Origin of the sequence: Nonomuraea sp. NPDC050547, from assembly GCF_044457345.1 — a bacterium.
Taxonomy (GTDB): Bacteria; Actinomycetota; Actinomycetes; order Streptosporangiales; family Streptosporangiaceae; genus Nonomuraea.
The window spans coordinates 610,229-628,780 of sequence record NZ_JBITGW010000004.1; the positions used below are offsets into that span (position 1 = coordinate 610,229).

The following is an 18,552-nucleotide window of genomic DNA, read 5'->3' on the forward strand; positions in this document are numbered from 1 at the left end:
CTTGGGGCATGAGAGTGGAGTTCTCCGCCGACGGGATCGTGCTGGCCGGCGACCTGCGGGTCCCCCCGGGCTCCGGGGTACGGCCGGCCGTCGTGCTGACCGGCCCCTTCACCGGGGTGCGCGAGCAGGTGACCGGGCTTTACGCCGAGCGGCTGGCCGCCGAGGGGTTCGTCACGCTGGCCTTCGACCACCGGTGCTGGGGGGAGTCGGGAGGCGAGCCCCGGCGGCATGAGGACGTGCAGGGCAAGCTGCATGACCTGCGGGCGGCGGTGTCGTTGCTGCGGTCGCGGCCGGAGGTGGATCCGGAGCGGATCGCGGCGGTGGGCATCTGTCTTGGCGGCGGATATGCCCTGAAATTTGCTGCTTTTGATCCCAGGGTTAAGGCTTTTGCCGGGGTCGCGGGGGCGTACAACAATCCGTACGCGATGCGGACAGGGATGGACTACCAGGGCGCGTTGGACGGGTTCACCGGCGTGCTGGAGCGTCAGGACCTCGGTGGCGCGGTCGAGTACGTGCCCGCCGTCTCCGCGGACGGGGAGGCGGCGATGCCGGGCGACGAGCCTTTCGCCTACTACGGGACCTCCCGCGGGGCGGCCGCCTCCTGGAAGAACGAGGTGACCAGGGCGAGCATCCGCGAGCTGATCACCATGGACAACATGATGGGCGCCGACTTCCTGTCCCCGAAACCGGCGCTGATCGTGCACGGGGTGATCGACCGCTTCTGCTCGCCCGAAGGGGCCGAGGAGGTCTACCGGCGGCTGGACGAGCCCAAGAAGCTGGTCTGGCTGGATGCCAAGGAGCACGTGGACCTGTACGACCGCGAGCCGTACGTGGGACAGGCGGTGGCCGAGGTGGCGGCCTTCCTCCGCGAACACCTCGCCGCCTGACGAAGCCCCTGCCCGCCCGGTATTTGGGGTGGTAGGTGCCCTTTCCCGGATATCGGGGCGTGTGACCTGTTGAGGTGGTGGGCAGAGATCATCCTGTAATGGGAAGATCGCCACCCCCGGGGCGAGGTCGTGTTCCGGGGGGCGGGCATGCGTGCTGCGTGGCGATGGGCTTTCGTCGGCGGGGTCGTCGCGGGCGTGGCGGGATGCGGCGGCGGGGGTGCGGTGGTGCCGTTCGCGCCGCATGTGCACGTGGCCAACCCCGCCTGTGTACTGAAATATCCGGATCTGGTGGGTGGGGTGGCGGCGCGAGGGCGGCTTCAGCGGGATCTCGACCGGTATCTGACCCGGCAGCCTGGGCGGATCGTCTACAGCGCGCACGAGCTGGTCAGCGGGCTGCGGCTGTCGTACCGGGAGCACGAGAGCGGCATGATCACCGCCAGCGGCAGCAAGGTGGACATCCTGACCGCGCTGATGCTGCGGCGGGGGCGGCTCAGCTCCGCGGAGAGCGATCTGGCGGCCCGGATGATCCGGGAGAGCGACAACCACGCCGCCGACGCGCTGTGGTGGCGGGTCGGCGCGGGATACGGGATGGGGAACTTCTACCGGCGGATGGGGCTGCGGGAGACCACCCCGGGCCCCAGCCGGTACTGGGGCGGGACCAACACCAGCCCGGCCGACCGCATCCGGCTGCTGCGGCTGCTGGTCAAGGGGGGTGCGGGACTGTCGGCCGCCCATCGGGCGCACATCCTCGGACTGATGAGCCGGGTGCAGGCCGACCAGGCCTGGGGGGTCAGCGCCGCCGCGCGGCCCGGGGACCGGGTGGCGTTGAAGAACGGGTGGACTCCCCGGCCCTTCGTGCACAACACCTGGGCGGTCACCAGCTACGGCCGGATCCATGGGCCCGGACGTGACCTGTTGCTGGCCGTACAGACGGACCTGCAGCCGGGCGAGGGCCGGGGCATCCAGGCCATCGAGGGGCTCGCGAGGCTGATCGGCCGGCGCCTCGACGCCCTGTCACCCCGCCTCACCCGCACCTGCCCCGCCGTCCCGGCCATCGCGTGACAACCAGGCAGTTCCCGGCGACGGCGTGAGAGGGCGCTGTGGGTGTGTCCAAGGGCACCCGTCGAGGGGCAATAAAGGGGGACCAACCGGCGTTATAGGTCACTGTTAGACCGCTCGGCGGCCGACTGAACCACGTCGGTATCACCCCGGTCGAAGCCCACCACGACGGTGCGCTCCCGGGAGGCTCCGTCATGACCTGGACGGAGACCAGATGAGGTCCTACCTGAACGTGCTGGCCACCCCCGGCGCCTGGCGGTTCCTGGTGCCCGCGCTGGTGGCTCGCCTGCCGTACGCGATGCTGCAGATGGGTGTGCTGCTGCTCGTGCAGTGGTCCACCGGCTCCTACGGCGCCGCCGGGATGGCCGCCGCGGCCGCCGCGGTGTCGCAGGCGCTGGTGGGGCCGCAGACCGGCCGGCTCGCCGACCGCTACGGCCAGCGCAGGGTGCTGCTGCCGCAGATCGCCGTCCACGGGCTGGCGCTCGGGGCGCTGCTCGCGCTGGCTTCCGCGCAGGCGGCGGTGCCGTTCCTCGTGCTCACCGCGGCGCTGGCGGGAGCGTCGGTGCCGCAGGTGGGGGCCATGGTCAGGGCGCGCTGGGCGCACCGGCTGGGTGGTTCGGGGAAGCTGAACACGGCCTTCGCGGTCGAGTCGATCACCGATGAGCTGACCTTCACGCTCGCCCCCGTCCTGCTGGTGGGGTTGTCCACGGGGTTCTCGCCGGTCGTGGCGCTGCTCGGCGCGCTGGTGCTGATCGTGGCCGGGACCGTCGTGTTCGCGAGCGTGCGGACCGCGCTGCCGGAGCCGATGCCGGTCCGGGTGCGGGCCACCGGCGGGGTGCTGCGGCTGCGCGGCGTCGCGCCGCTGGCGCTCGCCTTTCTCGCGATGGGCTCCGTCTTCGGCTCGCTGCAGGTCGGCATCACGTCGCTGACGGCCGCGCTGGGCGAGCCCGCGCTGGCCGGGCCGATCTACGGGACGTTCTCCGCCGCGAGCGTGATGGGCGGGCTGCTCTACGGCGCCGTCCGCTGGAAGGTCGCCGCGCGCGCCCGGCTGGTGGTCGGCCTGGCGCTGCTGGCCGTCGCGACCACCGCGCTGACGTTCGCGGGCTCCATCCCCATGACGTACGGCGCCGCCGCACTCGCCGGCCTGGTGATCGCCCCCGTGGTGATCACCGGCTACACGATCATCGACGACCTGGTCCCGGCGGACGTGCGTACCGAGTCGTTCACCTGGCTCAACGGCGCCATCGGCCTCGGCATCGCGACCGGCGCCTCGGTGGCCGGTCAGCTGGTCGACCAGGCCGGCCCCGCCCTCGCCTTCGTGGTGCCGCCCCTGACCACGGGCCTGGCCGCCCTCCTGGTCCTGGTACGGCTGCGCAGCCTCCGCCCCCATCCGGAGCCCGCGCTCACCGGTGGGCAGGTTCTTCAGCGTCGGTGATGACCTTGGGCACCCCGCGCAGCCCGGCCAGCGCGAGCCCCGCGACGACCACCAGGATGGCGGCGGTGACCACCGAGGTCGTCTGCATCCCGGCCACGAACGCGCGCTCCGCCGCGCTGATCAGCTCGCCGGCCCGCTCGGCGGGCAACGTGCTCGCCAGGTTGATCGCGTCGGTGATCGACTCGCGGGCTGCCGGGTCCGGATAGGTCATGTTGGCGCGGTAGGTGCTGGTCAGGACCGTGCCGAGAACGGCGATGCCGAGCGCGCCGCCGAGCTCGAAGGCCGTCTCGGAGATGGCCGCCGCGGCCCCGGCGCGCTGCTTGGGCGCGGTGGCCAGCACGTTGTCGTTGTTCACGGTGAACGTGAGCCCGATCCCGATGCCGCCGATGACCATGGGGACCAGCAGGTAGAAGTAGTTCAGTTCGGTGCCGAGCGTGGCGTACCAGGCGAAGGACACGGCGTTCATGGCCAGCCCGAGCGCGACCACGCCGTTGCGGCCCAAGACCCGGATGAGCGGCGCGGCCACGATGCCGCCGACGGCGCCGGACAGGCCGCCGGGCAGACCGGCCAGGCCCGCCTGGAGCGGCGACCAGCCGACGACGAGCTGCAGGTACCACGCGAACATGAGCGACATCGCCATCATCGTGAAGATGGCCAGCAGGTTCGTGCCGATGGAGGCGCTGAAGGCGCGCTTGGCGAACAGCCGCACGTCGATGAGCGGATGGGCCAGCCGCGTCTGGCGCCGTGCGAACACCACGAGCGCCGCCGCCCCGAGCACGCCGGCCGCGAGGACGTCAGGGGCGCCGAGGCTGTTGTGCGCGGCCTCCTTCACCGCGTAGATGACGGCGACCACGCCGGCGAAGGACAGCACGACGCTCAGCGCGTCGATCCGGCCCGCGTCCGGATTGCGTGACTCCGGCAGCACGAGGTAGCCGCCGACGAGGACGACGGCCATGATCGGCAGGTTGATCAGGAAGACCGATCCCCACCAGAAGTGGTCGAGCAGGACGCCGCCCACGACCGGCCCGATGGCGAACCCGGCCGCGCTCATCGAGCTCCAGATGCCGATCGCGGTGGTGCGCTCGCCGGGCTCGGTGAAGACGTTGCGGATGATCGACAGGGTGGACGGCATGATCGTGGCCGCCGCGACGCCGAGCAGGGCCCTGGCCGCGATGAGCAGTTCGGCGCTGGGGGCGTACGCGGTGACGACGGAGGCGGCGCTGAACGCGACGGCGCCGATGAGGAGCAGCCGCTTGCGTCCGATCCGGTCGCCGAGGTTGCCCATGGCGATGAGCAGGCCGGCGAGCGCGAAGCCGTACATGTCGCCGATCCACAGCAACTGCGTCGAGGAGGCGCCGAGGTCGGCGACCAGCCTCGGCAAGGCGAGGTGGAGGACGGTCAGGTCGAGGGAGAGGAGGAGCGTGGCGAGGCAGGCGATCGCCAGGCAGGCCCATTTGCTGCGCATGCCGCCCACAGTGGGCGGCGGCGCTGACCGGTCACTGACCGGTGGCTGACGGTTTCTCCGCGAGCTCCAGCGCCTCGCGCGGCGTGAGCGTGCGCAGCAGCTTCGCGGTCTCGCCGTCGCCGCGCGCCTCGGCGGTCGCCGCCAGGCCGTCGATCGCCGGCCGTGACAGTTGCTTGAACGTGCGCTGCGCCTCGCCCAGCGCGGCGGTGAAGCGGTCCCACGCCGCGTCCGTGTCGCCGGCGGCCAGGTCGAGCCGGCCCAGCGCGAGGTGGATGCGGGCCCGCGTGTCCACGACGGCGTACCAGCCTTCAGGGCATTCGGCCAGCGCCTGCTCCAGGTAGGCGCGGGCCTCCGCGGTCCGCCCGCGCCGCGCGGCCACCTCGCCCAGCCCGAAGTGCGCCCACGCCAGCGTGTCCGGCGCGCCGATCCTGCGGGCCTGCTCAGCGGCGCGCAGGTAGCCCGCCTGCGCCTCGTCCAGATCGCCGAGGCACAGGACGCTGTCGGTGCGGCGGCACAGGTTCTCGGCGGCGTCGGCGCTCGCGCCCAGCTCCTGCGACAGCGCCATCGCCCGGTCGGCCAGCGCGATCGCGCCCGCGTAGTCGCGGCGTTCGAAGCGCAGGTCCTGGAGCCCGCCCAGCGCCAGCATGCAGCCCCAGCGTTCGCCGATGGCGGTGAAGTCCGCCAGCGCCAGCTCGAACCGCTCCGCGGCCTCGTCCAGCTGGTCGTAGGCGTGGTGGACGAAGGCGGTGCCCAGCGACGTCAGCGCCCGCGTCCACGGCGAGAGCGGCATCCCGGGCGGCGGCGCCACGTCCGCCGGCCGGTAGCCCACCGGCGGCCCGGTGAACAGCGGCATCAGCATGGTCAGGAACTCCAGCCGGAACGGCAGCCGGTACTCGCCCATCCCGGCCGCGAGCAGTTCGCGGCGGCGCGCCAGGTCGGCGGAGGCGCGGCCGTCGGCCGAGGCGGTCAGCACACACGTCGCGTACTCCTCCGCCAGCCCCTCGGGCGGCCTCTCGCCCATCTCGCCGAGCACCAGGTTGGCGAGCTGCGCGCTGACCACCCGGTGCCCGCGCATCCACCAGTAGCAGGCCATCCGGGAGACCAGCCGCAGCGCCAGCTCGATCTGTCCCGTCTCGCCCGCCCAGCGGATCGCCGCGTGCAGGTCGTCGCTCTCCTCGTCCAGGCGCGCCAGCCACGGCAACTGGTCGCGTGTACGCAGCCGGGCGTCGGCCTCGGTCGCCAGCTCCAGGCAGTAGGCGGCGTGCGCGGCCAGCGTGGCGTCCACCTCGTCCGCCTCGGCCAGCCGCTCGGCGCCGTAGGCACGGATCGTCTCCAGCATGCGGAAGCGGCCGCCGACCAGCTCGACCAGCGACTTCTCCGCCAGCGAGGTCAGCACGTCCTCGGTGCCGGGGCCGCCGCCGGACACCCGCTCCGCCGCCTCCACCCGGCCGCCGCCCACGAACACCGTCAGCCTGCGCGCCAGCCGCTGCTCGCCGGCGTCGAGCAGGTCCCAGCTCCAGTCGACGACCGCGCGCAGCGTCTGGTGCCTGGGCAACGCGGTACGGCTGCCGCGGGTCAGCAGCCGGAAGCGGTCGCCGAGCCGTTCCGCCACGTCGGCCAGCGTCAGCGTGCGCAGCCGGGCCGCGGCCAGCTCGATGGCCAGCGGCAGGCCGTCGAGCGCCCGGCAGATCCCCACGATCAGCTCCAGGTCCGCTCCCTCCACGGCGAAGTCCTGGCGTACGGCCGCCGCCCGATCGGTGAACAACCGCACCGCCGGATAGTCCAGCGGGTCCGGCACCCCGGGCGGCGGCAGGCGCAGCGGCGGCACGGGCAGGAGCGACTCGCCGGTGATCGCGAGCGCCTCCCGGCTCGTGGCCAGCACCCGCAGCGCGGGGCAGACGGCCAGCAGCTCGTCGGCCAGCTCGGCCGCGGCGGCCACCAGGTGCTCGCAGTTGTCCAGGACGAGCAGCAGCTTCCTGTCGGCCAGCGCCGCCACCAGCCGCTCGCGGGGCGCCGGCGCGGGGCGGCCGGGCCCGGCGACCGGCGCGTCCCTGATGCCCAGCGCCGCCAGCACCGCGTGCACCAGGCCGGTGGCGTCGGCCACCGGGGCCAGCTCCACGAAGCAGACGTCGCCGGGGATACGCTCGGCCGCCTCGGCGGCCAGCCGCGTCTTGCCCGCGCCGCCGGGGCCGATCAGCGTCACCAGCCTGGCCGAGTCGAGCAGAGTGCCCAGCCGCTCCAGGTCGTCGGCCCGGCCGACGAAGCTCGTGAGTTGCGAGCGCAGGCCGAGCCTGGTCACGCCCTCCGCCGCGCCGCCCAGGGCCGGGTCGGCGCGCAGGACCGCCAGGTGCGCCGCGGTCATCTCTGCGCCCGGCTCCACGCCGAGTTCCTCGTCGAGGATGCGGCGGCCCTCCTCGTAGGCGGTCAGCGCCTCGGCCTGGCGGCCGCTGCCGTACAGGGCGCGCATGAGCTGGGCGCGCAGCCGTTCGCGCAGCGGGTGGGCGGAGATGAGCTGGCGCAGCTCGGCGACCAGGTCGCGGTGGCGGCCGAGCGCCAGGTCGGCCTGGACGCGGTCCTCCACGGCCGCCAGGCGCAGCTCCTCCAGCCGGGTCGCGGCCGCCTCCGCCAGCGGGGCGTCGCTCAGCGGAGCTCCGTGCCACAGGTCAAGGGCCTCGCGGAGCACGGCGGCGGCGGCGCGGGCGTCACCCGAGCCGAGCGCCTGCCTGCCGTCGGCGGCCAGCTTCTCGAACCGGTGCGCGTCCACCTGCGACGGGTCGGCCGCCAGGCGGTACCCGGCCGGATGGAACTCCACCAGGTCCTTGCCCAGCGCCCTGCGCAGCCGCGACACCTGCGACTGCAGGGCGTTGGAGATGCCTTCCGGGGGGCTGGCGCCGTACAGGTCGTCGACGAGCTGCTCCGCGGGGACGATGCGCCCGGCCCGCAAGGCGAGGAGGACGAGCAGCGCCCGCACCCGCGGGCCGCCGAGCACGACCTCCCGCCCGTCCTCGGCCTGGACCTTGGTCGGGCCAAGGATCTCGAAGCGCATGCCTCGATTATCGGGGTCGCGGGAGCATCGCGGCGATCTGCTCGTAGGTCGGCATCGCCCGCCCCTCATCTCCCAGTACGGCCAGCATCCCGCGCAACGACGCCCGGTACAGCAGCGAACCCGTGCTGACCCGCGCCACCCCCGCCTCGGCCAGCGCCTCCATCGGCGGACCGTAGAGCACGTTGACCGGCCGGCTCGTGCTCCTGACGATCTCCGCGATCCGCGCCGGGTCCGTCAGCCCGGGGACGAAGACACCGTCGGCCCGCTCGTACGCCTCGACCCGCTCGATGGCGTCGTCGCCGGTCCTGAGCCAGTGCGCGTCGGTACGGGCGTTGACGAACACGCCGTGGCCGAGTGCCGCCTCGATGATCTCCTGGTGGTGCGCGGTGTCCCTGAGCGTGCCGTCGGGCCGTCCGTCCTCCAGGTTGACGCCCGCCACCCCGGCCCGTCCCAGCTCCGCGACCAGCGCGGCCACCTCGGCGGGGTCGTCGCTGAACCCGCCCTCGATGTCCACGGTCACCAGCACGCCGAGCCCGGCCATGGCCTTGGCCAGCGCGATCGTCTCGTGCTTCGTGGCCCCGGCGGCGTCCGGCTTGCCGTGCACCGCCGCGACGCCCAGGCTCGTCGTCCCGATCGCCGGGTACCCCTCCGCGGCCAGCGCGGACGCCGACCCGTAGTCCCAGGCGTTCGGCAGCAGCAACGGCTGTCCCGGCACGTGCAGGCGCCCGAACACCTCGCCCGCCGTTTCGTTCGCTGTCATGAGCGCTTCCCTTCGAGGTAGCCGGCGGCGATGGCCAGGGCGTGGCCGGCGGCCGGGCAGGGGCGGACGCCGTGGCCGAACGTGAGGTGCGGGGTGCGCCCGCGGGACGGGTCGAAGCGGTCGGGGTCGGGGAAGACGTCGGGGTCGCGGTTGACGGCCACCAGGTCGATCTCCACTCCGGCCCGGCGGGTGAGCTTCAGCGGCGGGTCGTGGCGGAGCGTCTCGTGCAGCAGGTCCTCGACCGGCGTGACGCCGTCGTCGTGGGCCAGCGCGTTCGCGATGAGGGCGGCGGTGGAGGCGTGCGCCTGCAGCAGCACGGTGATCATCGGAATGCCGAGCGGCAGCAGCTCCCGGACCGCGGCATCGGCCTCGGGGCTCGTCTCCCCGCTGAGGTAGCCGCTCGCGGCCGCGGCCACCGCCGCTACCTGGCCGACCCCGAAACTCCTGGCCGCCACCTCGTCGGCCGGTACGCCGGCGAGCGCCCTGGCCCGCACCCGCAGCTCGGCCGGATCGAACGCGGCCAGCAACTCGACGACGGCCCGGCGGCGCTCCGCGTGCACGGGGCCGGAGGCGAAGCGCGACACCTGCGCCCGCAGCCACGCGAGCGTGCCGGGCGCGCCGTCCTGCGGGACCGGGGGCGGCACGACGCCGCTGTCTTCCAGTACGGCCGCGGCCTGCGCGTATCGGGTGATGAGCATGTTCCGAGCCTAGGTCCGATTCGCTTCGACGCCCGTCGAAGGGTCCCGGAGGACAAACACCCCCATGACCAGGGGGAGAGGCAGTCGCCTCCCCGTGGTCAAGGGGGTATTTGCGCTAGGCGGCCAGGTGTTCCGTACGCCCGGTTCCCGGCACCGGGTCGGAGGCGTTGTCGGGCGCGGTGCCCGGGACGGCGTCCGGTGTGGGGATGGCGGCGGTGGACGGGTGGCGGTGTTCCCGGAGCGCGGCGATGGCCATCATGACCAGGAGCGCGATCTCGGCCAGGACGAGCGCCCGCTCCAGCAGCCCGTAGTAGGCGCCGCCGTTGATCAGCGGGGACAGGAACGAGGCGGGATGCGTCGCCAGGTAGACCACCAGCGTGATCGCCGAGGTCACCGCCAGGGCCCGCACCGCGTTCCAGCGGGGCAGCGCGCCGCGGGCGCGGGCCAGCATCCAGCCGGCCACCGGCAGCGTGGTGAAGACGACGGCCGCGGACCAGCGGTGGATCTCCCCGGCCATCGACTTGACCGCGACCCCGGCGGGGTCGGTGGGGAAGACGGCGCTGAGCATGAGGCCGGCGGCGCCGGCCAGCAGGAGGACCCGGGTGGCCGCGGTGCGCGCGGGCTCACGTACCGCGAGGCCGTACGCCAGGAAGACGCAGGTGGCGGCGAGCCCGAGCATGCCGGCCACGACCGGCACCAGCCCGCCGGAGACCAGCGCGTAGTCACTGAGGAGAGGCTGCTCGGGCAGCGCGAGCTGGGCGTAGCCCAGCGAGAACACAGCAACCAGCGCACCGGCGACGGCACCCCAGATCATCGCGCCACCTCATCATAGATCTGCTCGAACCGGGCCAGGGAGTTCTGGTGGTCGTGGGTGAGGGCGAGCTCGCGGCTGGCCTTGCCCATGCGCTCGCGCAGCGCGTCGTCGGTGAGCAGCGTCGTCAGGTGCTTGGCGAGCGTGATGACGTCGCGGGGCGGGAACAGGAAGCCGTTCTCGTCGACGAGGTGCGGCAGCGCCATCGCGTCGGCGACGACCACGGGCAGCCCGCTGGCCATGGCCTCCAGCGTCGCGATGCTCTGCAGTTCGGCGATGCTCGGCATGGCGAAGGCGTCGGCGGCGGCGAAGGCCTGCGGCATCTGCTCGTCGGGCACGAACCCGAGCATGAACACCCGGTCGGCCACCCCGATCCGCTTGGCCAGCTGCTCCAGCACCTCGCGCTGGTTGCCGCGGCCGACGAAGGCGAGCTGCGCGTCGGTCTCGTTCAGCACGTACGGCAGCGCCCGCACGAGGTCGTCGAGCCGCTTCTCCTCGTCGAGGCGGCCCACGAACAGCACGGTGTTGCGGTCGGGCAGCCCGAACATCTTGCGCGCCCACTGCTTGGGCTCGGTGTGCGGGTGGAAGCGGGTCAGGTCGATGCCGCACGAGACCGGCTCGACCTCGCCGGCGAAGCCCTGGTCGGCCAGCAGCTTGGCGGCCAGCGGCGTGGGCGTGGTGACCCGCTGGGCGCGGTTGAAGATGCGGCGGAAGTCACGCCAGGCCAGCTGCCCGGCCTTGGCCCGCAGCCGCGCGGGTACGTGCCCGAACTGGAAGAGGTTGTCGGGCATGAAGTGGTTGGTCGCCACGACCGGCACCCCGCGGCGGCGGGCGGCGTTGATGGCCGCCCGGCCGACCACGAAGTGGCCCTGGGAGTGCAGCACGTCCGGGTCGATGGCCTCGACGAGCCGGTCGAGCCGGGTCGGGACCGTCACCCGCATGGTGGGGTGGACCAGCAGCGGCGCCGAGCGGAGCCGGTGCACGATGACCCCGTCGACCACGTCCGCCTTGGCCGGGCCCTCGTCCGACTGGCAGATCACGTGGACCTCGTTGCCGCGCTCCGCCAGGCCGGTGGCCAGGCGGTAGGTGAAGACCGCGGTGCCGTTCACGTCGGGGGGATACGTGTCGGTGGAGATCAGGATCCGTCGGGGACGGTCGGCTACGGGGTGAAGCTCGGGAGTGCGCGTCGGCAGGGGCATGGCCATGTCAGGCGGACCTTTCCAAGGGGGTGGTGCGGGCAAGTGCCACGGTTCCGGCCGCGGTGAGCGCGGCGGCGGCGATGGGGGCAACGCCGGTGGGCAGAGGTTCGCCGAGCAGCAGGGCGCCGAAGGCCACCGCGGTGAGCGGGTCGGCGATCTGCAGCGAGGCGAAGGAGACGCCGAAGTGGCCTACGGCGTAGGCGCGCTGCAGGAGCATCAGGGCGAGCAGCGCGGGGACGGGCAGAGCGAGCAGGTACCACCAGTTCCAGCCCTGTTCTCCGAAGGTGTCGGCGAGCACCCTCATGAGGGTGGCCGTGGCACCGTAGAGAACTCCGGCACTGGTGGCGAGCAGGGCGGCGCGACCGGCGGGGGAGGCGATCCTGGCACCGGCCCAGAGCAGCACCGCGGCGATCCCGGAGACGGCGAGCAAGGTCGCCACCTCCTGGAGGCTCAGGTGCGAGGGGCCGGTCGATGGGGGAACCAGGAGCACCAGGCCGATCAGCCCGATCGCCACGACGGCGGCCGAGCCCAGCTCGGCGCGGGAGGGCCTGCGCCCGTGCAGCGCCGCCGCGAGCGGCAGCGCGAACAGCAGGCTGGCCACGCCCATCGGCTGCACGATCGTCAGCGGGCCGAGACCCAGCGCGACGATGTGCAGGCCGCCACCCGCGACGATGGAGACCCCGCCGAAGACCCAACGCGGCCGCTTGATCAGCGTACGGAGGCGGGTCTTGCCGGAGCCGAGTGCTTCGAACTGCTGAAGTGCCGCACCGAGCGCGAAGAACAGCGAGCCGATCAGGGCGATCGCCGCGGCCAGCACAGTCATGAAACGCTCCTCTCACGTGGATAGTCGCCAAAAAGGGTCAAACGGACGTGTCTACAGGGAGTCGCTCGGCCGAATCCTGAGTAGCGGCTCGCTTCTTCCTGATGAAACGGACCCCTTCGACGATCGCGGTGATCGACAATGCGATGCCGAGGCCGAGCAGGAGCCCCTTGATCGGGTCGTTCTCGAAGGCCATGCCGCCGAAGTAGCCGATCAGGGCGGAGTAGACGGCCCAGGAGGAGGTCGCGATCGCGTCGAAGAAGGTGAACGACCGCAGAGGGTGGCGCACCGCGCCCATGGTCAGCGTCGTCGCCGTCCGCCCGCCCGGGATGTATCTGGCCACCACCAGCACCAGCCCGCCTCGCTCGGCCAGCGCGTTGCGCGCCCACACGAGGGCCTTGCGTTCGCGGAGCCGTCCGCCGAACTTGCGGCCGATGAGGTAGGAGATGTGGTCGCCGGCGAAGGCGCCCAGGGCGGCCACCACGATGACCAGCACCAGGTTGGTCTGCCCGGTCACCGCGAACACCCCGGCGGTGATCACCGAGGTCTCCGCGGGCACGATCGGGAAGAACCCGTCGAGCAGCGCGAGGGCGAACAGCGCGACATAAAGCCACGGCGAGGACATCACCTGTTGCAGCAGGTCGAGAATCGCGTGAGACATGTCGTGCACTCCGAATCTTCAGTGGGCCCATCCACCATCTCGGCGGAGGAGCCGCGAGGCATCGGGGGACAACCCCCTAAGGTCACGGGCAAACCCCTGAGACGTTCTCGGGGTCACACCACCACGAAGGTAAGAAGTCCGCAGTTCACGGCGCATCGGACGTTCGGTACGCACCACCCCCGACTTTCGTCAGGGTCGAGGTACGACCTCCGGCTGACACCCTCGATCCTTCCGGGGTCCTCCTGGCGAGTCAGGAGTGCAGGTATCCGAATCGGGGGTGGGGTTAGCCCTACCTTCGTCAGGGTTCTCTCACCACGTTCGGCAGGTCCGGGCGTTGCCGGACGCCCGCTACCGTCGAGGGCGTGAACCACCTCCGCCGATCCGGCCGCCAGGCCGTCTCCGACGTGTTCCTCTGGCTGGCGCTGTCGGTGCTCGCCGCCGCCTCCGGGCCCGATCCGCTCGACGGCGTGGGGCCGTTCGCGGCCGTGACGGGCACGCGTGTCGTGGTGCTGGCGGCGGCCGTCGTTGTAGGGCGGGCGTGGCCGGTGGCCGCGGTCGTGCTCATCACGCTGGCCTCGCCCTGGGACCTGGAGACGAGCTTCGCCACGCTCGACCTCAGCTGGCTGCCGGGGTTGGGGAGCACGAAGGTCATCCCGACGACCCTGCTGTCGCTGGGCCTGTTCTGGTACGCCTACCTGGCCGGGCGCCAGATCGATCGCGTGTGGCCGGCGGTGGCCGCGTTCGCCGGGATCGCCGCGGGCGGATGCGTGCTGGTGCTGGCCGAAGGCGGGCGGGCCGAGCAGTGGATCGCCCTGGTGACCGGGATGCTGGGCACGTACGCGGTGCCGTACCTGCTCGGGGGGCTGCGGAGCAGGCTGCGCACCCAGCGCGCGCGGGCGCAGGCGGCGGCCGAGTCGCAGGCGCGCATGCGCGAGCGCACCAGGATCGCCCACGACATGCACGACTCCCTCGGCCACGACCTGGCGCTCATCGCGGTGCGTGCGGCGGGGCTCGAGCTGTCACCGGGGCTGACGTCCGCGCAGGTCAAGGCGGCGGGGGAGCTGCGCGTGGCCGCGGCGGACGCGACCGAGCGGCTGCGTCAGATCATCGGGCTGCTGCGCGAGCAGGGGGAGAGCGCGCCGCTCGACCCGGTGGACGAGAGCGTCGCCGAACTGGTCGAGCGGGCGCGCGACTCGGGCATGGAGATCACGTTGCGGCTGGACGGCGGGCCGCCGCTGGCGCACCGGGTGGTCCAGGAGGGGCTGACGAACGCGGCCAAGCACGCGCCGGGCGCGCCCGTGACGGTCACGGTCGAGGAGCTGCGGGTCAGCGTCGTGAACGGGGCGTCGCGCGGGCGGGCCACCGTGATCAGCGGCGGCACCGGCCTGACGGCCCTGCGCGAGCGCGTACGGCTGGCGGGCGGCACCCTGACCGCCGGCCCGCGCGGCGACGGGTACGAGCTGGCCGTGGAGCTCCCCCGCGAGGGGGAGGCGCATCCCCGCACAGCGGGATGAGCCGGGCGGCCCGCCGCAGCACGATCGGAGTATGACCAGTGAACGAGCCGGTATAGGCCGGGTCACCGCCGCGATCGTCGCGATGGCCGCCATGCTCCCCTATCTCACGATCAAGCTGCTCTGGCTGGCGGGCAACCCCGTCGGCGTCTCCGACCCGTCCTTCCTCGCCAGCCCCGTCATGGTGGCCATGAACGCCATGACGTTCGGCATGGACCTCGTGGCGCTGGTGCTGGCGCTGTCGTTCACCCTGCGATGGGGGATGCGGCTGCCCGCCTGGCTGGTCCTGCTGCCCATCTGGGTCGGCATCGGCCTGCTCTCGGTGATCCTGGTGACCGCGCCGGTGGGTGTGCTGATCGAGGGCCTGTCGATTTTCCCCGCGGGCGGGCCGATCGCGTCGTGGGTGTACATGGCGGTCTACGGCGGGTTCATCGGCCAGGCGGTGGGGCTGAGCACGGCCTTCGCCCTCTACGCCCGCGACCGCTGGCCGGGGGCGTTCCGCGCGGTCCGGCCGGCGCCGAGCGCGACGCTGCCGCTCCAGCGGCTCATGGCCTACGGCGCGCTGGGCGTGTCGCTGCCGCTCGCCGGCATCAAGCTCTTCTGGGCCTTCGGCGGCACGTTCGGCCTGCCGCCCGAGATGGTGGCGGCCTCCGGCACGGCCGCCTTCCTGCAGAACGGACTGAAGGGCGCGCTCATCATTGGCGGCGCGCTCGCACTGCTCGCCCTGGTCAAGGGGTACGGCGGGCGCGCCCTGACCCTCGCCTGGGTGGGCTCCGGTTCCATGTTCGGCTGGGGCCTCTACAGCCTGATCGTCACCCTGAGCGCGGGCCCGCTCGCCGGGCCGATGGCCATGCCGGTGCCGGACCTGGTGGAGCTGTTCGCGACGCTCACCGGCCTGGTGATGGCCTGCTGCGGCGCGATCGTGCTGGCGGAGCGCTCAGGCGTGGGCGACGTGCATGCGGCGCAGGACCCGCTTGAAGGCCAGGACGGAGAAGGCGATCGCCGAGCCGCTGATCAGGGCGACCACGCCGGTGCGGACCAGCATGTACCCCTGGAGCTGGGACTCGTTGAGCGCCAGCCAGATGCTCACCGTTGAGTTGGCCAGCAGCACGAAGCCCCACAGCAGTGTGATCCTGGCGAAGAACCTGCGCATCCGCGCGTGCCTGAGCACCACGGACGGCAGCGGGACGTAGTCGAGGGTGAGTTTCTGCACGAGCGGCTTGTTCAGCCGGACCGAGGCCAGGAAGACCACGCTGATGCAGATGGTGCCGAGCTCCGGCTGGATGGCCCAGTAGTGCCAGTCGCCCGTCCAGAAGGAGACCGCCGTCCTGAACGACAGCGCCAGCGCCGCCATCCACATCGTGGCCGGGACCTTGGCCCGCCGCGCCAGCCGCCAGACCAGTCCGCCGAACAACCACGCCAGGCCCGCGAACAGCGCGCCCTGCGTGCCCAGCAGCCACACGCTGGCATACACGATGACCAGCGGCGCCACGACCGCCTCCAGCAGCTTCGGCACCGCGTCGCGGGCGAGCGTGGTCAGGCGAGGCAGGGTGATCGGAGGGTGGTTCAAGGCTGCTCCGCAGGTAGGCCGAGACCCTACGACTACCCGGGCAGCGGGAAACCGGGCTTGCCGAACGGGTCGGTCGGTGTAACGGCACGGACACCTCGGCACGCCGGGCAGCGCGCCGGTGGCCAACCGTACCTGACCCGCCTGAGTGCGACTGCCTCTTTTGCCACGTTCCACGCGAAGGCTACATACGCCTCACCCGGCCGATAGGCCGACCTCACCCCAGCGAGGTGGTCGCCAGCTTGGCCCCGAACCCCAGGAACAACGTCCCCACGCCGCTCGTCAGCCCGGCCGACAACTTGCGCCGCGAACGGAACTGCCCGGCCAGGAAGGTCCCGCTGAAGATCAGCATGGTCAGGTAGAGAACGCTGAACAACTGGACGATCGCGCCCAGGATGAGGAACGAGAACGCCGGAGCGGCGTACCCGGGGTCCACGAACTGGATGAAGAACGAGACGAAGAACAGGATCGCCTTCGGGTTCAGCAGGCTGACCACCAGGGCCTTGCGGAACGGGTTGACGCGGTCGACCGGCTCGGCGGTTCCGGCGGTCTCGGCCTCCGGGGCGCGCCAGGCCCGCCAGGCGCCGCGCAGCATCTGGAAGCCGATCCAGGCCAGGTAGCCGGCTCCGGCGTACTTGACGATCGTGAACAGCACGGGGTTCGACTTCAGGAGCGAGGCGGCGCCGGCGGCGGCCAGCAGCATGAGGACCGAGTCGCCGACGAACACGCCGGCGGCGGCGCGGTAGCCCTGCTTCACGCCGCGCTGGGCGGCCAGGCTGAGGACGTAGAGGGAGTTCGGTCCTGGCAGCAGGATGATGAAGAACGCACCGGCCACGAAGGTCCAGAGGTCAGTGATGCCGAAGTACATGGCTGCGAGCTCCTGAAAGACGGGATAATTCAGGATAGGGGGAGGTTGTCGAGGAGGAAGCGCGTTCTGACCTCGACCGGAGCCTTCGGCAGCGTCACCAGCTCGTAGCCGTAGTCCTCGTAGGCCCCGGTCACCGCCGTGTAGGTGCGCTCCGCCTCCTCCGGCGACTGCTTGCGCTCGGCGTCGTTGCGGAAGATCTCCGGCCAGGGCGGGGCGGCGAAGACGCGCCGGTGGTAGCGGTGGCGCAGCGCCGCCCGGTGCACGTGGTCCGGCACCGGCCGGCCCTCCAGCCGCAGGTAGCCGATCACGTCCACGACGCCGCGGTCGAAGAAGACGGGGCCGGGCCCGAGGGCGGCGGCGGCCCGGTACGAGCGCAGCTCCCAGGAGAGCATCAGCTCGGCGAACAGGTCCTTGTCCGCCCAGGGCAGCGCGCGCCCGCCGATCGCGCTCTGGTCCTGGATGATCGCCCGGCCCGCTTCCTCGGTCCTGGCGTACCCCGCCTCTTCCAGCCGGTCGATCAGGGTGCTCTTGCCCGATCCCGGCCCGCCGGTCAGGACGACGAACCGCTCAAGGCCGGTACCAGATCCCTCCATTGGCCCGAGCGTAACCGAGCGTCCGGTACGCGGCGTCGGTCAGGGCCTGGCCGCGGGGGTTGATGCCCAGGCCGCTTCCCTGCTTGTTCATGGAGTAGCCGAAGGCCAGCCGGGCGCCCGGGTCGCAGAAGCCGACCGAGCCGCCCATGCCCGCGTGGCCGAACGCCGACTCCGACATCAGCGCGCCCTCCCTGTCGGCCGCCGGCAGATGCCGGTTGTCGGTGGACTTCATGAACCCCGCCGACCAGCGCGTCGGCACCCCGAGCACCGCGTCCATGCCCGCCGACTCGGTCCTCGCCATGATCGAACGCTGCTCGGCCGGAACCAGCTCGCCCAGCGACAGCGGCCGGTACATGCCGGCCAGCCCGCGCGCATTGGTGATCGCGCCGACGGAGCCGTACTCGCCGGCGTGCGACTCCCGGCTGTCGGACGAGGTCATGAAGCCGCCGTCGTTGCCCAGGAGCAGCGCCGGCATCGACGACGGGTCGGAGAACGCCTTGACGTAGAACGACGGCAACTCGGGCGGGATGTCGGCCGGGATCGTCGGCGCCACCCGGCCCTCCTGCTCCTCGGGCAGCCCCAGCCAGAACTCCAGCCCGAGCGGCTCGGCCACCTCCTCGCGGAAGAACGTGCCCAGCGGGCGCCCGCCGACCCGCCTGATGATCTCGCCGACCAGGAAGCCGAAGGTGAGCGCGTGGTAGCCGTGCCGGGTCCCCGGCTCCCAGAACGGCTCGGCCACGGCCAGCCGCTCGGCCATCAGCTTCCAGTCGTGGAACGCGCCGGCGGGCAGCGGCTCGCGCAGCACCGGCAGACCGGCCTGGTGGGCGAGCACGTGCCTGACGAGGGTGGCGCCCTTGCCGGCGGCGCCGTACTCCGGCCAGTAGCGGATGACCGGGGCGTCGAGATCGAGCTCGCCGCGGGCGGCGAGCAGGTGGGCGCACAGCGCGGTGGCGCCCTTCGTGCACGACCAGACGTGGCCGATGGTGTCGTGGAGCCAGGGCGTCCCCGGAGCGGCCTCGCCGCCCCACAGGTCGACGACGACCTCGCCGTCGACCATCACGCAGACCGACGCGCCGACCTCGCCGCGTTCGGCGAGGTTGCGCTCGAACTCCTCCCGGACCAGGGAGAACCGGGGATCGCAGGTGCCTTGTACCGTCATTCCCTGACTTGAC

16 protein-coding genes are annotated in these 18,552 nt (G+C 72.5%); 4 read left to right on the forward strand and 12 right to left on the reverse strand.

Annotated elements, in window-relative coordinates; all coding sequences use genetic code 11:
- The first annotated feature begins 8 nt into the window (after positions 1-8).
- From ACIBHY_RS13610 to ACIBHY_RS13620, 3 genes are all read left to right on the forward strand, one after another.
- On the forward strand, positions 9-887 hold the full coding sequence (locus ACIBHY_RS13610) for an alpha/beta hydrolase (protein WP_379620449.1): 879 nt from the start codon (positions 9-11) through the stop codon (positions 885-887).
- Between the two features lie 147 nt (positions 888-1,034).
- Positions 1,035-1,949, forward strand: a complete 915-nt coding sequence (locus ACIBHY_RS13615) for a serine hydrolase (protein ID WP_397253662.1) — start codon at positions 1,035-1,037, stop codon at positions 1,947-1,949.
- A gap of 211 nt (positions 1,950-2,160) precedes the next feature.
- Complete coding sequence (locus ACIBHY_RS13620) at positions 2,161-3,381, forward strand: MFS transporter (protein WP_397306791.1); 1,221 nt, start codon at positions 2,161-2,163, stop codon at positions 3,379-3,381.
- Here the strand turns inward: ACIBHY_RS13620 and ACIBHY_RS13625 are convergent.
- The 8 genes from ACIBHY_RS13625 to ACIBHY_RS13660 all read right to left on the reverse strand — a co-directional run bounded on the left by ACIBHY_RS13625 (position 3,350) and on the right by ACIBHY_RS13660 (position 12,841).
- On the reverse strand, positions 3,350-4,846 hold the full coding sequence (locus tag ACIBHY_RS13625) for an MFS transporter (protein WP_397306792.1): 1,497 nt from the start codon (positions 4,844-4,846) through the stop codon (positions 3,350-3,352). The two genes, ACIBHY_RS13620 and ACIBHY_RS13625, sit on opposite strands and share 32 nt — an antisense overlap.
- A 31-nt stretch (positions 4,847-4,877) precedes the next feature.
- On the reverse strand, positions 4,878-7,892 hold the full coding sequence (locus ACIBHY_RS13630) for a BTAD domain-containing putative transcriptional regulator (protein WP_397306793.1): 3,015 nt from the start codon (positions 7,890-7,892) through the stop codon (positions 4,878-4,880).
- A 7-nt stretch (positions 7,893-7,899) separates the two neighbouring features.
- On the reverse strand, positions 7,900-8,652 hold the full coding sequence (locus ACIBHY_RS13635; RefSeq protein ID WP_397306794.1) for an isocitrate lyase/phosphoenolpyruvate mutase family protein: 753 nt from the start codon (positions 8,650-8,652) through the stop codon (positions 7,900-7,902).
- Positions 8,649-9,350: a hypothetical protein gene (locus tag ACIBHY_RS13640; protein WP_397306795.1), complete on the reverse strand. Its 702-nt coding sequence runs from the start codon at positions 9,348-9,350 to the stop codon at positions 8,649-8,651. The genes ACIBHY_RS13635 and ACIBHY_RS13640 overlap by 4 nt, the downstream gene beginning before the upstream one ends.
- Before the next feature lie 115 nt (positions 9,351-9,465).
- Positions 9,466-10,164, reverse strand: a complete 699-nt coding sequence (locus tag ACIBHY_RS13645) for a DUF998 domain-containing protein (protein ID WP_397253673.1) — start codon at positions 10,162-10,164, stop codon at positions 9,466-9,468.
- Positions 10,161-11,366, reverse strand: a complete 1,206-nt coding sequence (locus tag ACIBHY_RS13650; protein ID WP_397306796.1) for a glycosyltransferase — start codon at positions 11,364-11,366, stop codon at positions 10,161-10,163. The genes ACIBHY_RS13645 and ACIBHY_RS13650 overlap by 4 nt, the downstream gene beginning before the upstream one ends.
- Position 11,367: 1 nt before the next feature.
- On the reverse strand, positions 11,368-12,183 hold the full coding sequence (locus tag ACIBHY_RS13655; protein WP_397253677.1) for a DMT family transporter: 816 nt from the start codon (positions 12,181-12,183) through the stop codon (positions 11,368-11,370).
- Between the two features lie 37 nt (positions 12,184-12,220).
- Positions 12,221-12,841 (reverse strand): DedA family protein, encoded by a 621-nt coding sequence (locus tag ACIBHY_RS13660; protein WP_379627705.1) that lies wholly within the window; start codon positions 12,839-12,841, stop codon positions 12,221-12,223.
- A 362-nt stretch (positions 12,842-13,203) separates the two neighbouring features.
- Between ACIBHY_RS13660 and ACIBHY_RS13665 the strand changes: the two genes are divergently transcribed.
- Entirely contained in the window at positions 13,204-14,355 is a 1,152-nt protein-coding gene (locus ACIBHY_RS13665) for a sensor histidine kinase (RefSeq protein WP_397306797.1), read from the forward strand.
- A gap of 934 nt (positions 14,356-15,289) precedes the next feature.
- On the opposite strand, the gene ACIBHY_RS13670 is transcribed toward ACIBHY_RS13665, so the two are convergent.
- The 4 genes from ACIBHY_RS13670 to ACIBHY_RS13685 form a co-directional block, all read right to left on the reverse strand.
- The gene (locus tag ACIBHY_RS13670) at positions 15,290-15,922 is read right to left on the reverse strand and encodes a VC0807 family protein (protein ID WP_397095362.1); all 633 of its coding nucleotides are present in this window, start codon (positions 15,920-15,922) and stop codon (positions 15,290-15,292) included.
- 214 nt (positions 15,923-16,136) lie between these two features.
- Positions 16,137-16,787 (reverse strand): leucine efflux protein LeuE, encoded by a 651-nt coding sequence (leuE, locus tag ACIBHY_RS13675; protein WP_397306798.1) that lies wholly within the window; start codon positions 16,785-16,787, stop codon positions 16,137-16,139.
- Positions 16,788-16,816: 29 nt separating this feature from the next.
- Positions 16,817-17,380, reverse strand: coding sequence for an AAA family ATPase (locus tag ACIBHY_RS13680; protein ID WP_397253683.1), 564 nt, complete (start codon positions 17,378-17,380; stop codon positions 16,817-16,819).
- Entirely contained in the window at positions 17,355-18,539 is a 1,185-nt protein-coding gene (locus ACIBHY_RS13685; RefSeq protein ID WP_397253685.1) for a serine hydrolase domain-containing protein, read from the reverse strand. The genes ACIBHY_RS13680 and ACIBHY_RS13685 overlap by 26 nt, the downstream gene beginning before the upstream one ends.
- Positions 18,540-18,552 lie beyond the last annotated feature (13 nt).